Raw genomic sequence first — 15,072 nt, forward strand, 5'->3', positions numbered from 1 at the left:
CTCATTTGGCTTTCCAAGCACCGTACCAATTTTTAAACACTGATTACCAGCAAGTTATCAATCAACCCGTACTTACCACCATCCGCACACGAACTCTACCGTCCGCTGACGGACGGATGAAATTGCATCTTAAGAATCACGCAAAATTTCAGATGGATTGACTTTAGCAACCTTCAGGGAATACCAACCCGAAGACAAAATTGTGGCTAAAACCATTACTAGGGCTGAAACTACATAAAGCCATAAAGGTTGATTTGTTCGGTAAGCAAATTGAGCTATCCAGTGGTCTACTACCAACCAGACCAATGGAATAGCCACTGCAAACGAAATGATCATAACAATAAGGAAGACCCTGTTTTGTAAACCAAAAAGTTGAAAAACACCAGCCCCCAGAACTTTGCGAATACTGACCTCTTTCAGTCTTTCACGACCATAGAATATTGACATGGCAAACACTCCAGCAAACGCAATTATGCAGACACCTACCCCTAGAATACTTGTCATTTGCATCATTTTTAATTCGGAAGAATAAAGTCTGCTGTGTTCCTCTTCTAGGTTTTTTAAGTAGAATGGTTCCATGGGCTCTTCTTCCCACCACATTTCCTGAAGAGTCTGAATTAGTTTTCCTAGGTTAATTCCATCGGCATACTTTATAGAGTAGTGTGTTCTGCCATTACTAAAAGCTAGTGGCCTAAACAACATTGCTGGAATAGCATCTCGCACCGAATTAAGGTGAATGTCTGAAACAACTCCATCTTGAACTATTAAACCCGGTTTGGCCTTACCATAATATGCGGGCAAAAGCTTACCAATCGGTTCGTTTTCTAAGGTATTCAATGCGGTATTATTTAGCATTGCAACCTTACTATCCGTGCAAAAGAGCGAAACTATTTCTTGGTCGAACGTAGTAGCAATATTGTAGAAATCGAAGAAGTGACAATCTATCCCAACTTCAAGTAAGCTAACCTTTTCCCAACCATCTTTAAAACCGGCCCTTTGTAAGTTTCGTGGGTCTAATGCCTTCATTGGATGTTCATCAGAAAGTGTAATGTCCAATACTTCAGGCATAGCCATTAACTTTTCTTTAAACGTTTTTATCCGGCTTTCATCTCCTCCTTGAAACCAATTGGAGCGAAGAACGATGGTGTTTTCATAATCGTACCCAGGCTCTTTACTCATCATAAATGTCAATTGACGATTCATAAACAACATGGTTGAAATAAGACCGAACGCGATTAAAAACTGAAATGCAAGTAACCCTTTTCTGACTAAGGCTTGAGGTTTGCTCGCCCCATTAAACGAGTTAAAAAGATGGTATACTTTAAAGTTAGAAATGATTAAGGAGGGATAAATTCCTGCAATCACCCCTACGGCAGAAGCAAAAATGAACAAGCTCAAATATGGCCATAGTCCATATTTTTGCACATTCAGCTCGCGCTGTACAAACTGATTATAAACAGGCATTAATAACTCAATCAGCACCAGACCAATAATAAAAGCCAAAACACCTAGACACAATGATTGGGTTAATGTGTTTTGAATTAGGTGCAACTTTCTTGCGCCTATCACTTTTTGTATGGCTACTTCCTTGGTTCTTCCCAGCGCAATTGCCAGAGATACATTACCAAAATTTGCTATAGCAACAGCAAGCAAACAAGCCGAAATAACAATTAACCAGGTCATTAACTGCTCGTCTACCTTTGGTCTGTAAGCCTTTACGGGGCTTCCATCACCAAAGTGGTAGTCCACCAAAGGCTCTAAAGCAATCTGGAAATCCGAAAAGAACTCTTCCTCACTTGAATTCGCATCTTCCAATTGTTGCTCTACAATATTTTTATCGCTACCCGTAGCCAACGACACAAAAACCTTAAACATCAGATAACCAGAACCTTTAAAATATGCCTGATAGTCTTCGTCCGCTTTCATCGTATTCAAAGAAATAATGAACCTTGGGTCCATAGAAGCATTTGTTGGAAAGTCTTTATAGACACCTATTATCGAGTACTCTTTATTCCCTATGACTAGGTACTCTCCAACGGCATCATCATTCTTAAAAAGTTTATTTTTGACAGACTCACTAATTAGGATTGTACCAGGTACATCAAACATATCAGTACTACCTTCTAAAAGCGTCACATCAAACATTTGTAAAAACCCATGTTCTACATGCCAAAAATCGGTTTCATCAAAAGCCTTATTCCAATCACTCTTTATCCTTACTAAATCAGACAAATAGGCGTTGCTGTAAGCTCTCACAACAGACTCCATCGCGGGAAAGGTCTCCTCGTACCCATTTACAAGAATAAACGGATGGCTGTCTCTGGACTCTAGGGTTGATTCATTGTTTAAAACAAGCCTATGAATCCTCTCACTCTCGGTAAATGACTTATCAAAAGTATATTCATGAACAACATATATGGCTGTCAAAAACACAAAGCAAAAGGCTATAGATAGCCCTAAAACGTTAGTCCATGTATAAACAAAATTCTTTCTTATACTTCTGATTATAATTTGAAATTGATGCATAGTCAGTAGATTTCAATCTAGCCATTTCAAAATCAATACCATAATTAAAACACTGAATTACAAATACTTAAACACACACTCCCACTTTCAACAGTTCATCAACGAACTCTACCGTCCGCTGACGGACGGCAGTATTTGTTTATATTGAAGAAGCTAAATTGATTTGTGAAAGAACTCCTAAAATCTTTTGGAACGTCATTCCCGAGCAAACGGGAATCTCTAACAAGAGAATCAAAGCACTAATAGCATTAAATGAAAACAGGTAGAATACTCATTATAGACGACAACGAAGACCTTTTAAAGGCCGCCCGTCTCTTTCTCAAAAGGCACTTTGGGCAAATTGATTTAGAGAAAGATCCAACCTTACTACCCGACTTGCTTAAAAACGAGTCATACGATGTGATTCTCCTCGATATGAACTTTACGCAAGACGTAAACTCAGGCCAAGAGGGTTTTCATTGGCTCGATAAGATCCTAGAGATTGATCCGTCTGCTGTAGTTGTGCTTATAACAGCCTTTGGGTCGGTTGATATGGCCGTAAAAGCCATCAAAGCCGGGGCTTCAGATTTTGTAATGAAGCCATGGGAAAACGAAAAACTCTTGGCCACACTCCTTTCGGCCATGACACTGAAAAGCTCTAAAGACGAGCTGCGCTTGCTCAAAGAGCAACAAGCAATGATGAACCAAGATTTAGACCACAAATTCAAAGACATTATTGGTAGCTCTCCAGCCATGATTCAAGTATTTGATACAATTGAACGTGTGGCCGAAACAGATGCTAATGTGCTTGTACTGGGCGAAAATGGCACAGGTAAAGAGCTGATTGCCCGTGCCCTGCACCGCAACTCTAAACGTGCCGATAAACCTTTTATAACGGTAGACTTGGGTGCCATCACAGAAAGCCTTTTTGAATCTGAGTTATTCGGTCATACACGTGGCGCTTTTACCGATGCCAAAACCGATCGTGCCGGCCGCTTCGAAATCGCGAATGGTGGCACACTATTTTTGGACGAAATTGGCAACCTTTCTCTTCCACTCCAGGCCAAATTATTAACGGCCATTCAGAATAAACGCATACAGCGCGTTGGCTCAAACAAAGTGTTAGAAGTAGACATTCGCTTGATCTGCGCCACCAATATGCCGCTATACGAAATGGTGCAAAAAGGCGAATTCAGGCAGGATTTATTGTATCGTATCAACACCATAGAACTGCATTTGCCTGCTCTGCGCGAACGTTTGGAAGACATTCCCTTGCTTGCGGAACACTATCTAAAGCAGTTCGCAGCCAAGTACAACAAGGATATTTATAAATTCAGCGAAGCTACTATTAAACGGCTTGAAAAATACACCTGGCCAGGCAATGTACGAGAACTGCAACATGCTGTGGAGCGTGCTGTAATTATGAGCCGAGACAATGTGCTACAGCCGGAGGACTTCTTTTTTAATACTGGACAATCGCCCACAAAAGACCAAGGAGAAATCAATTTGGACCAGTATAATTTGGAAGATGTGGAGCGTATTCTTATTCGCAAAGTGCTGGCCAAAAACAATGGTAACATTACGCATGCCGCGCAGGAATTAGGACTCACCCGTTCATCGCTTTACCGTAGATTGGAGAAATATGGACTTTAACCGCTTCCGCATTTTCGTCCTCATTCGCGTTATCGTGCTCTTTCTTACGGTAGCCGCTTTTGTGTACCTTATTTTCTTCGATGAAAAGTACGTGACTACCGTAGTAACCGGCTTCATCATCATCTTTGAGGTCTACGAACTCTTCAACTACATTGAAAGCACCAATAAGAAACTCAGACGCTTTTTCGATGCCATTAAATACAACGATTTCAACATGAGTTTTACCCACGACAATAAGTTGGGCAAGACTTTTAAGGAATTGAACATGGCTTTTAAGGAAGTGATTGATGCCATTCTTTTAGAGCGTCAAAAGCGAGAAGAATTCTTCCAAGAGTTGCAGGTAATCATTGAGAATATCGCTTCCGGTATTGTCTCGATTGGGCCGAATGGACAAGTGAAACTTATCAATAAATCGGCTCTAAACTTATTGGGCATTGAACACAGTAAGTACTCGCTTCAGCTGAACATTCGACTACCGGAATTAAACGAGTTATTACGCGTGGTGGAAAGCACAGATAGAACTACTTTTAAAAGTTCTGGCGGAAAAGAATTGGCGGTAATCAAAACCCTCTACAAAATTGGCAACGACAGATATCAACTCATTGCTTTTCAAGACATTAAAGCAGAGTTACAAGCACGAGAGTTAGAGGCTTGGCAAAACCTGACCAAAGTACTTCGCCACGAGATCATGAACTCCATCGCTCCTATTTCTTCGCTTACTTCTACCCTTACGCAAGTAATTGAGGAAGACGTAGAGCGCAAGGAAAACCTGAACACCATACCTGACGAAAGTTTGGAAGATTTGGAGGAAGGGCTGCGTACCATTTCGGGGCGTTCTGATGGGCTGATCAATTTTATAAATGCCTACCGTGACTACACCAATTTACCCGAACCCAACCTTACGCTTACGGACCTGAATCAAACGGTGCAAGAGGCCGCTAGCCTTATGAAAAGTGAATTTGAAGCAGGTCAACTTTCGGTGCATTTACTAAAAGCCAAAGCCGTGCTGAACATCGATGAACAATTGATTCAGCAGGTATTGATTAACTTGATAAAGAACGCTAGAGAAGCCATTGAAGGAAAACCCGATGGACACGTGACCATAAGCATAAAAAAGAGCAATCAGCAACTCTCTGTATGGGTAGAAGACAATGGCCACGGCATTACCGAAGAAGCTGTAGAAAAGATCTTTATGCCTTTCTTTTCTACAAAAAAGCGTGGTTCAGGTATTGGTCTAAGTCTTTCCAAACAGATTATGCAGCTCCACAATGGCGATTTACATGTTCAAAGCGAGCTTGGTAAGGGGGCTTCTTTCATTGCCTCATTTTGAACGGAAACAAAAATCAATGCCGCTGGTTTACTTAGCATAACTTGCTCATTTTAAGGTGCAAAACTTAGAAAAATGAACTAGTTTTATCTTTAACCCTATGTACCATGAATTTCTCTAGACTGATTGCCGTTCTGCTCGTTTTCACCCTGATAAGCGCTTGTAAAAAGGATAGCGAACCAAATAATTTTGTAACAGCCACCATAAATAGCAGCGCTTGGTCTGCCGACAATGTGACTTTGACCACCTCCAACGGAAAAAGGAAACTGAAAGGGAACAAAAGTGGCAATATGTATCTAGAAATTGAATTGGAAGAAAGTGCCACAGGAACAATTGACCTAACAGGCAACCAAGCCAGTATTACCTACTCCGATGGAGACGACACTTTTATCACCGTACTAGAAGGTAGCCTTACCTTAACCGCCAATGAAGATGGACATGTTGAAGGTACTTTTAGCACGCGAATAGAGTCCAACTTCTCTGGTGAAAGCGTTAACATCACCAATGGACGGTTTAGGTTTGATTAGTTAGTACGGTCAGCACTCAACTCAATCAAGATTCTTTACTTCTTCCCGGTTTATAAAGTATAATTACCTGAATAACCAGCGCTAGAAAAATCAGCACGTAAATTTCCAACTGAGTAAACAGCTCTATTGAATCGGTGGCTCGCTTGGTTATAGAAACCTGCCTGCGGCCTTCACTTATCTGAATATCGGAAAGCTCATCAAGGTTAGATTCTACCTGCGCTAAAATGCCCAACAAATGTTCATTGGCTTTAAAGCTTTCGGTTGTAACGGAAGCCTCGGCCTGCCAAAGGGCATCAATGTTCGATTTCAAATTCTCGAAAACCGTTGCTTCATTTTTTGTGAGTTTCGTTGCCTCATATCTCTCAATCAGTGCTTTTAGGTCATTGTTCACTACATCATTGCGTTGCCCCATAAATGAGCTATCATCAGATATAATCGCAATCTTCTTCTGCTGCATCGCCTTGTACATGTCCATAATCAGGTCTTTTACAATCAGGCGGTCTTCGTAAATGGTCGCAACAGACTCCTTTACCTGCATAAAATTGCTTCGATCGACAAGATTTGTGGCGGCTATCAAGGCAAAAACTAAGGATATACCGAGTATCCACTTCAGTTTAGTGTAAAAATCCATAGGTGTGTAAGGTTATAAATGGTGCTCTCAAACAATTATACTCACCAATGTTCAAATTGTTCCAATGCACGGATGAAATTCAACAAGCGGCAAGAGCGTATTGGGAATTGGAAAGCTAGTAAATCGCATATCTACCTTTTGAAAATATCCTCCTAACTAGTTCGAGCGTCTCGCTCGGACATTAGACCACCAAAAGATTTTCAACTAATCCACCCCTATTTTCAATCCCCTTTGTAATTTGGCAGGCATGTCGTTGCTGGATTTGAAAAACGCGCTGGAGGGCGATCTATTTACCGATAATACTACCCGTAGATTGTACGCTACCGATGCTTCGGCTTACCGCGAAATGCCGGAAGCCGTTGCCATTCCCAAGAGCAAAAATGACCTAATCACCCTAGTAAATTTTGCTCGAGAAAACGGCAAATCACTTATTCCTAGAACTGCCGGAACATCCCTGGCCGGACAGGTAGTTGGTGGTGGAATTGTAGTGGATATCTCTAAGCACTTCGGTCAAGTACTGGAAGTGAACGAGGAAGAGCAGTACGCTTGGGTAGAGCCTGGCCTTATCCGTGACGACCTAAATAAACACTTAGCACCATACGGTTTTTTCTTCGCACCGGAGACATCAACCGCCAACCGCGCCATGATTGGTGGCATGATTGGAAACAATTCATGTGGCTCTAATTCAATAGTTTATGGAAGCACAAGAGAACATTTACTTGAAGTAAAAACCATTTTGGCCGATGGCACCGAAGCTTGGTTCGGGCCGGTAGATAATGATGCCTTTTTAAGTCATTGCAATGGTATTTCGGTAAGTGGCGAATTGCAAAATAACATCTACTTCGAGACAAGAGAAATTCTCAAAGACGAAACCAATCAAAAGGAAATTGTAGCTGGTTTTCCGAAACCAGATATTCCTAGAAGAAACACGGGTTATGCGCTAGATATGCTCTTGCGTCACTCCCCGTTTACGCAGCACGGCACCGACTTCAATTTTAGCAGCCTTATTGCTGGGTCGGAAGGCACGTTGTGCTTGGTAACAGCCGCAAAGATTCAACTCACTCCACTCCCGCCCGATAACAAGCGCTTGGTCTGCATACATTCAACAACCATAGATGATAGCCTAAAAGCTAATCTGGTTGCTCTAAAATATGCGCCTTCGGCTTGTGAGCTAATGGACCATTACATTCTGGAAGCTACTAAGCGAAATGCCATGTACCGCGCCTTACGCTTCTTTGTAAAGGGCGACCCACAGGCCATTTTGGTGGTTGAACTAAATGGTGAAACACCTGAAGAGGCCGACCAAAAAGTAGAAGCACTCATTCAGGACTTGAAAGACAATGGCCGTGGGTATGCTTATCCAATCATAAAAGGAGAACAAATCAAGTCAGTTTGGAACCTGCGAAAGGCTGGGCTCGGGCTTCTTTCCAACGTTCCGGGCGATGCTAAAGCTGCTCCTGTAATTGAAGATACAGCCGTAGATGTAGCGGATTTACCTGCCTATATCGAAGAGTTCAACCAGATACTGGAAAAGCACGGGCTCTATTCCGTGCACTATGCGCATGCCGGTTCTGGCGAGCTGCACTTGCGTCCTATCCTGAACCTAAAGACCAGCGATGGGCAGCGACAATTCCGTGTAATAGCAGAAGAAATTGCCACTTTGGTTAAGAAGTATAAAGGCTCTCTTTCTGGCGAACATGGAGATGGCAGGCTGAGAGGCGAGTTCATTCCTCAGATGTTGGGCGAACATAACTACGAGCTCGTAAAACAGGTGAAAAAGATTTGGGATCCGTACAACATCTTCAACCCAAATAAGATAGTTGACACGCCTCCGATGGACACTTTTTTGCGTTATGAGAAAGACAAAAAAACGTCTCATTTTGAAACAGCACTTGACTTCTCAGAACAGCAAGGAATCCTCAGAACAGCCGAATTATGCAATGGAAGCGGTGATTGCCGTAAATCTGAACTGAGTGGAGGCACCATGTGTCCGAGTTATATGGCCACCAGAAACGAGAAAGACACAACCAGAGCAAGGGCGAATATCTTGCGTGAAATTCTAACGAACTCAACAGACAAAAACCCATTCGCAAACGAAGAAATTAAGGAGGTAATGGACCTCTGTTTGTCGTGCAAAGGCTGTTCATCTGAGTGCCCATCTAATGTAGATATGGCCAAGCTAAAAGCAGAGTGGCAACATCAGTATTACAAAACAAATGGCATTCCGGCCAGAGCCAAGCGCATTGCCAATTTCACCAAAAGCATGAAGCTTGCAAGTCTAGCTCCATGGGCTTACGACTTTATTTTTGGCAATGATTTTACAGGCAATATTGCCAAAAACATTGCTGGCTTTGCTAAGGAAAGAAGCATGCCTGAATTAGCTCGACAACCATTACACAAATGGTTAAATTCTTTCACCCCAACTCTCTCAAAACAAAAGGTTTATTTCTTCTGCGATGAATTTACAAATTACAATGATGCAGAGATTGGCAAGAAGACTGTTCTCCTACTAGACAAACTTGGCTACGAGGTAATTTATCAACCTCATGCAGACTGCGGTAGACCTCAACTTTCCAAGGGACTACTTGACGATGCCAAGCCCTTGGCCGAAAAGAACATCAATCAGTTTGCTGGTTTGATTTCGGAAGAAACTCCTTTGGTGGGCATTGAGCCATCGGCCATTCTTACCTTCCGCGATGAATACATTTCGCTTACCCGCGGTGAATTGCAAGAGAAGGCCAAAAAGCTTTCAGAAAACGTAATGACGATTGAAGAGTTTTTGGCACGAGAAATTGATAAAGGAAATATCAAAGCAGAACAATTCACGAGCGAAACCAAGACCATAAAAGTACACGGGCATTGTCATCAGAAGTCGCTTTCGAGTATGGTACCATCAAAGAAGTTACTTTCCCTACCAAAGAATTTTAGTGTGCAGATGATTCCTTCTGGCTGCTGTGGTATGGCCGGATCTTTCGGCTATGAAAAGGAACACTACGATGTATCTATGAAGATTGGTGAACTGGTACTCTTCCCTACCGTGCGCAATACGCCAGCCAATGTAATTATTGCAGCAGCAGGTACGAGCTGTCGCCATCAGATCAAAGATGGAACAGCCAGAAAGGCGCTGCATCCGGTGGAGATTCTTTATGAAAACCTCAAAAATGAATAAGCTTACTCCAGAAACGAAAGAAATAATTCTCCTCGAGGCAGATCAAGCCATTGAGTTCCTCACAGATCAGCTTGAAAGATACAACACTCTTGTTTCCCAAATTACTGAATCAAGACTTCGATTTGATAACAGTGATTTTGATGAACTTCATGATAATATCAATTGCGCAGGCACACTTCTTATAGGTTTGTTAGATGCCCATGTCATTCTTAAAGGAATATTTAACTCTAAACATGATTGGGAAAAAATATACTACACCAGAACCTCTAGACTTCTCATCCATGAAGTAGTTGAATCATATACAAAATACAGCAATCAGATTAGACAAAAAGCCAAAAGTATGACTGTCACAAAAGACTCTCTGATTGATTGCAGCAAAAAACTCAAAAATTTTAAGAGAAAATACGACTATCAAAAACAGTTAAAGGATTTCAGAAACAATACAATTGGACACATCTCAATTGACTTCAAGAAGGTTTATGATCTAATAGTCAATATCGATATAAACGATTCTGCCCTAATGTTGAGAGACTTTATAGATTGGGTTAACTCAGTCCAAGTATTCTATAACCTCTATTTGAAGTCACTAAACTTACCGGAAAAACAGGTTTCAGAAGAGTTTTTTTCAGAAACTATTGAAAGGTTAAAGGAGATCGGCAAAGACTTGAAAATTGAGAAGAATGAAGAGCTTAATCAGTTGGAGAAACAATTGAATCACCTTGTCAGTAGAGCTAAGAAATGAAATACTGGAATGCGATCCTATTTATTGTTTTACTATTAGGTTGCTCGCAAAATTCACCTAATAAGCTCACCATAGCCACAGCTGCCAATATGCAGTTTGCTATGAAGGCTTTGGCCGAGGCTTACACCGCGAAAACCGGTCAGCAGGTGGAACTTGTGGTAAGTTCATCGGGAAAGCTTACCGCGCAGATCAGAGAAGGCGCACCATACGACCTATTCTTCTCGGCCGATACTAAATATCCACAGGCCATTTACGAGACGGGAGGCGGTACTTCCTCTCCGGTTACCTATGCTTCCGGCCAACTTGTGCTCTGGTCTACCAGCAAAAACCTTCAAGTTTCTATTGATCAATTAACCAATGATGCGGTTAAGCACATTGCCATTGCCAACCCAAGAACAGCCCCCTATGGCACAGCGGCAGTTGAGGTATTAAAGCAACTAGAGCTATTTGATGCGGTAAAAGACAAGTTAGTGTACGGAGAAAGCATCTCGCAAGTCAATCAGTTTATCATCTCTCAAGCAGCGGAAATTGGCTTTACAGCCAAATCGGTTGTGCTATCACCCAACATGTCAGATCAAGGCAATTGGATCGCCATTGCCAACAGCCTGCACGCCCCTATCAAACAGGCCATGGTTGTACTTAAAAATGACCGTGGCTTGGAAAAAGAAGCTGAGGCATTCGCAGCTTTTGTAGGCTCCGAAAAAGGCCTCTCCATTCTGCGCAGCTTTGGCTACAAATAGCCTTTTCCACTTTTTTAATCATATTTTATGAAAAGTAGAAACATATTCTTATCGTTGCCGTCATATATTTAATATTAAAAATAGAAAGATATTATGAAGGGCTACTTAGGAGAGTTTGAAGAACTTGTTTTACTAACCATAGCCAACTTGGCTGAGGAAGCCTACGGAACAACTATTCTGGAAATGATAGAACAGCAGGCCAATCGTAAAATGAGCTTGGGCGCCTTGCATTCCACCCTCACACGCTTGGAGGAAAAAGGGTTTCTTGTTTCCTATTTAGGAGAACCGACCGCCAAACGTGGTGGACGCAGAAAGCGCTATTTCGAGATTACACAAAGTGCTAAAGAAGCACTCTCTAACATGAAAAGCCTGCGTGATGAACTATGGCAAAATTCTAAGATCAACTTATCAGCCGGTTAATGCACAAACCTCCTAAACTCGCAACTAAATTCTTTCTCTGGGCAAGTGGTCAAGCTCAGAATGAAGATCTCCTAGGCGATCTGCAGGAACTTTATGAGGATAAGCTAGCCGCTGAGGGACAGTTTAAAGCCCAGCTATTCTATTGGTTAGAAGTTATAAAACTCTCTTTCTCCTATGCCCTTAGAAAGCGTAAGAAAGACAGGTCATTTTCAAATTATTATTCAGGTCAAAAACTCAATACAATGATTTTCAGCTACATCAAAATCTCTATTCGGAACATCAAGAAACAAAAGCTCTTCACCGCACTCAATGTCTTTGGTTTAGCTTTAGGCATGTCGGTGGCATTGCTCTGCTTGGCCATGGTATCGGACCTTAAGCAGTTCGATAGGTTCCATAAAGATTCCGAAGACATCTACAGAATCACTACAGAATTAAATACTTCAGGAGACAGAAATCACTTTGCTTCCTCTCCTCCCGCTTTGGCAGAACTTTTACGCACTAGCAGCCAGCAGGTAACCGAAAGCGCAATTATTAACGATCACTTCTTCCCTACTATCAAATCATTGGGAGAACCCATTGAAATGCATGGTTACTATACTGAGCCAAGCTTTTTACAGCTATTCGATTTCAAACTACAAAGAGGTGACGCCAATACCATTGAAAACCCCAGAAGCGTGATCATTACGCATGAGTTGGCGCAAAAACTATTCAGCACTACCGATGTTCTCGGCAAAACAATAGAAACAGAAAGAGACGGCATTTTCGAAATTGGCGGTGTGTTGGCACCTTTTCCTCAGCGTACCCATTTCAAGTTCGATTTGCTAGCCAATATCTCAGGGACAGGCCGCGGAAATAACGTGGGTGCAGCTGGTTGGACGGATTTCAGTAGCAACTACTTCTACTTTAAATCCAAGGCTTCCAAGAGTGAGTTAGCGTCAATGATTGCAAGTTTAGGCCAAAGTGGGCAAGCATTCTTCGACCTAGAATCTTCTGAAGCTACTTACCATGTACAAGCCATCACTGAGATTAACCCAGGCCCTAATTATTCGGACAGAATCGGGGTGATTTTCGGTTATGATGGGCTTTTATATTTCATTGGTGTTTCGCTAATGGTGCTTATTCCAGCATGTTTCAATTACATCAACATGGCCATTGCCAACACACTAAACAGAACCAAAGAGATCGGCATTAGAAAGATTATCGGCAGCCCAAATAAGTTCATTATTAGACAGTTTTTGGTAGAAACAATACTTGTTTGCATTATTAGCTTGTTGCTATCAACTGTGCTCTTCAACCTTATAAAAGAAGAGTTCACCTCCATGTTAGTCGGTGCCGAAGCATTGACCTTTGAGATGACTCCACTTGTCATCATCATGTTCTTAGGCTTTGCCATTTTAACAGGCCTTATCACCGGAGTGGTACCCGCCCTCTATCTTGCCCGAATCACGCCTATTGCAGCCATCAACAACAGGTCTAGCGATAAAAAAGTATCCATTTCTGGCTTTAGAAAAGGGCTGCTTGTTTTTCAGTTTATTCTTTCCCTTTCTTTCATGATTGGCATTGGCGTAGTGCTAAGGCAGTACTCACACACCATTACTTATGACCCGGGTTTTGCTAAAGAAAACAGAGTTGTATTACCCCTTGAATCGAATGATATAGCTGTATTGCAAAACGAGTTGCAAGCCATTAATGGTGTAGAAAACATCAGTTTCAGCTCGAACATTCCTGGCTTGCCATTAAGCAAAACGAATTATTTCTACAGCGATGATTTAACTGACTCTATTCTGGTTAGAGAAGTTTTCATTAGTGAAGATTTTATAGATAAGATGAACCTGAAGATGGTTTGGGGCGAAAGCCAACTGAGCGATGTGCAATTTGAACAAGTGCTGGTTAATGAAAAGCTGCTGAGCCTTCTTAATAACATCAAAAACAACCCGCAAGACAGCTTAATCAGGCAATTGGCGAATAAGCAAATTCAAATTGTTGGCATAGTAGCAGATTATAATCACGAACCGCTTAATGAGAGAATTGAACCTATGGTAATGCGGTTGGATGAAAATGCCTTTAACTATGCCATTGTTGAGTTGAACGGCATCAATAGCGAGGCAACACTGGCCAATATTGAAATGGCCTGGAATAAGCTTCAGCCCGAGAGTCAATTCCAACCTAAATATTTAGAAACCATTGTTGCGCAGAGTTATGATTTTATGTTCACGGCCATGAAAATCTTCGGCTTTCTGGCTTTGGTTTCAATCACAATCTCTAGCCTAGGGTTATTGGGAATGGTGGTTTACTCCACAGAAAACAGGCGCAAAGAAGTGGCCATCCGTAAGATACTTGGCGCCAATGCCATGACACTCTTCGGAACACTCTCAAGCATGTTCTTGAAACTTTGGCTTATAGCCCTGTTAATTGCACTGCCTGGCGCCTATTTATTCTACGATCACCTGTTCGTAAACATCTATAATAAGTTTAGCGGTGGTGTTCATTTTGCGGAAGTGTTCGTAAGCAGCCTGCTTACTATCATTATTGGCCTGTCTGCTATTTTCTGGCAAAGCAGTAGAATCATCAGGATCAACCCAGCAGAAAACCTGAGAAATGATTGAGTAGACCGAAGCTCTGAGCAGTTCATTATAGGATGTCGCTTCTACGAAGCTCAACTGAGTAGCGGGATAATTCAAAATTATGACATTCCGCCACTCTGTGGCTGACTTGGCCTATTAAACTCGGTTTGAGAAATGGCTCTAGAGGAGCCAAATGTCATAACACTCTACTCAATCGAGTCATTCAGCTTCGTAGAAGCGACATGTCCTCAGATGATGGCTTAAGGGCTTCAAAGAGCTTAGCTCCTTACCCATGTCAACGACCGGTTGAGCCACAGAGTGGCGGAATGTCATAAGCATCGATCACTAAGCTAACCTCAGCTTCGTAGAAGCGAGATGAACTATAAAATCATAATAAAACTCTAGCCTGTAATCCAGCCTATTACAGAAGACATAAAGAGTTATGAGCATTACTAGCTCCAAAAGGTCTATTTTCTCTTGTACCTTCATTTATCATTTGTGTTTTAGCTTATTTCGCTTCTACGAAGCTCATTATTACGATCTGCTGCATATATTATGACATTTGGCTCCTCTGGAGCCCTGTTCCTAATTAATTAACTGACAGGTTAAACCAGCCACAGAGTGGCCTAATGTCATAGCTAGACACCAATAACTATATGTTATTCAGCTTCATCGAAGCGACATGTCCTCAGATGATGGCTTAAGGGCTTCAAAGAGCTCAGCTCCTTACCCATGTCAACAGATCGGTTGAGCCACAGAGTGGCGGAATTTCATAACCATCAAAGACTCATCTA

At 41.9% G+C, this 15,072-nt stretch carries 10 protein-coding genes; 8 read left to right on the plus strand and 2 right to left on the minus strand.

Features of this window, described 5'->3' with window-relative positions; genetic code table 11:
- Positions 1-129: 129 nt before the first annotated feature.
- Positions 130-2,526 (minus strand): ABC transporter permease, encoded by a 2,397-nt coding sequence (locus BMW98_RS11180; protein ID WP_090258672.1) that lies wholly within the window; start codon positions 2,524-2,526, stop codon positions 130-132.
- A gap of 252 nt (positions 2,527-2,778) precedes the next feature.
- On the opposite strand from BMW98_RS11180, the gene BMW98_RS11185 reads away from it, so the two are divergent.
- The 3 genes from BMW98_RS11185 (at position 2,779) to BMW98_RS11195 (ending at position 6,012) form a co-directional block, all read left to right on the plus strand.
- Positions 2,779-4,158 carry a sigma-54-dependent transcriptional regulator gene (locus BMW98_RS11185; protein ID WP_090258673.1) on the plus strand — a complete coding sequence of 460 codons (1,380 nt, stop codon included), beginning with the start codon at positions 2,779-2,781 and terminating at the stop codon, positions 4,156-4,158.
- Positions 4,148-5,488 carry a sensor histidine kinase gene (locus BMW98_RS11190; RefSeq protein ID WP_090258674.1) on the plus strand — a complete coding sequence of 447 codons (1,341 nt, stop codon included), beginning with the start codon at positions 4,148-4,150 and terminating at the stop codon, positions 5,486-5,488. Before BMW98_RS11185 ends, BMW98_RS11190 begins: the two co-directional genes overlap by 11 nt.
- A gap of 104 nt (positions 5,489-5,592) precedes the next feature.
- On the plus strand, positions 5,593-6,012 hold the full coding sequence (locus BMW98_RS11195; RefSeq protein ID WP_090258675.1) for a DUF6252 domain-containing protein: 420 nt from the start codon (positions 5,593-5,595) through the stop codon (positions 6,010-6,012).
- Between the two features lie 25 nt (positions 6,013-6,037).
- Here BMW98_RS11195 and BMW98_RS11200 read toward each other — a convergent pair whose 3' ends face one another.
- Positions 6,038-6,643, minus strand: coding sequence for an MCP four helix bundle domain-containing protein (locus tag BMW98_RS11200; protein ID WP_090258676.1), 606 nt, complete (start codon positions 6,641-6,643; stop codon positions 6,038-6,040).
- A gap of 247 nt (positions 6,644-6,890) precedes the next feature.
- Here BMW98_RS11200 and BMW98_RS11205 point away from each other — a divergent pair, with 247 nt between their 5' ends.
- From BMW98_RS11205 to BMW98_RS11225, 5 genes are all read left to right on the plus strand, one after another.
- The gene (locus tag BMW98_RS11205) at positions 6,891-9,812 is read left to right on the plus strand and encodes an FAD-binding and (Fe-S)-binding domain-containing protein (RefSeq protein WP_090258677.1); all 2,922 of its coding nucleotides are present in this window, start codon (positions 6,891-6,893) and stop codon (positions 9,810-9,812) included.
- Positions 9,805-10,554, plus strand: coding sequence for a hypothetical protein (locus BMW98_RS11210; RefSeq protein WP_090258678.1), 750 nt, complete (start codon positions 9,805-9,807; stop codon positions 10,552-10,554). The genes BMW98_RS11205 and BMW98_RS11210 overlap by 8 nt, the downstream gene beginning before the upstream one ends.
- Positions 10,551-11,294, plus strand: a complete 744-nt coding sequence (modA, locus tag BMW98_RS11215) for a molybdate ABC transporter substrate-binding protein (protein ID WP_090258679.1) — start codon at positions 10,551-10,553, stop codon at positions 11,292-11,294. The genes BMW98_RS11210 and modA overlap by 4 nt, the downstream gene beginning before the upstream one ends.
- 93 nt (positions 11,295-11,387) lie before the next feature.
- Entirely contained in the window at positions 11,388-11,714 is a 327-nt protein-coding gene (locus BMW98_RS11220; protein WP_338060837.1) for a PadR family transcriptional regulator, read from the plus strand.
- Positions 11,714-14,320 (plus strand): FtsX-like permease family protein, encoded by a 2,607-nt coding sequence (locus BMW98_RS11225; protein WP_090258681.1) that lies wholly within the window; start codon positions 11,714-11,716, stop codon positions 14,318-14,320. Before BMW98_RS11220 ends, BMW98_RS11225 begins: the two co-directional genes overlap by 1 nt.
- The last annotated feature ends 752 nt before the right edge of the window (positions 14,321-15,072 follow it).

The sequence above is a fragment of the Roseivirga pacifica genome (assembly GCF_900111145.1).
Classification (GTDB): Bacteria; Bacteroidota; Bacteroidia; order Cytophagales; family Cyclobacteriaceae; genus Roseivirga; species Roseivirga pacifica.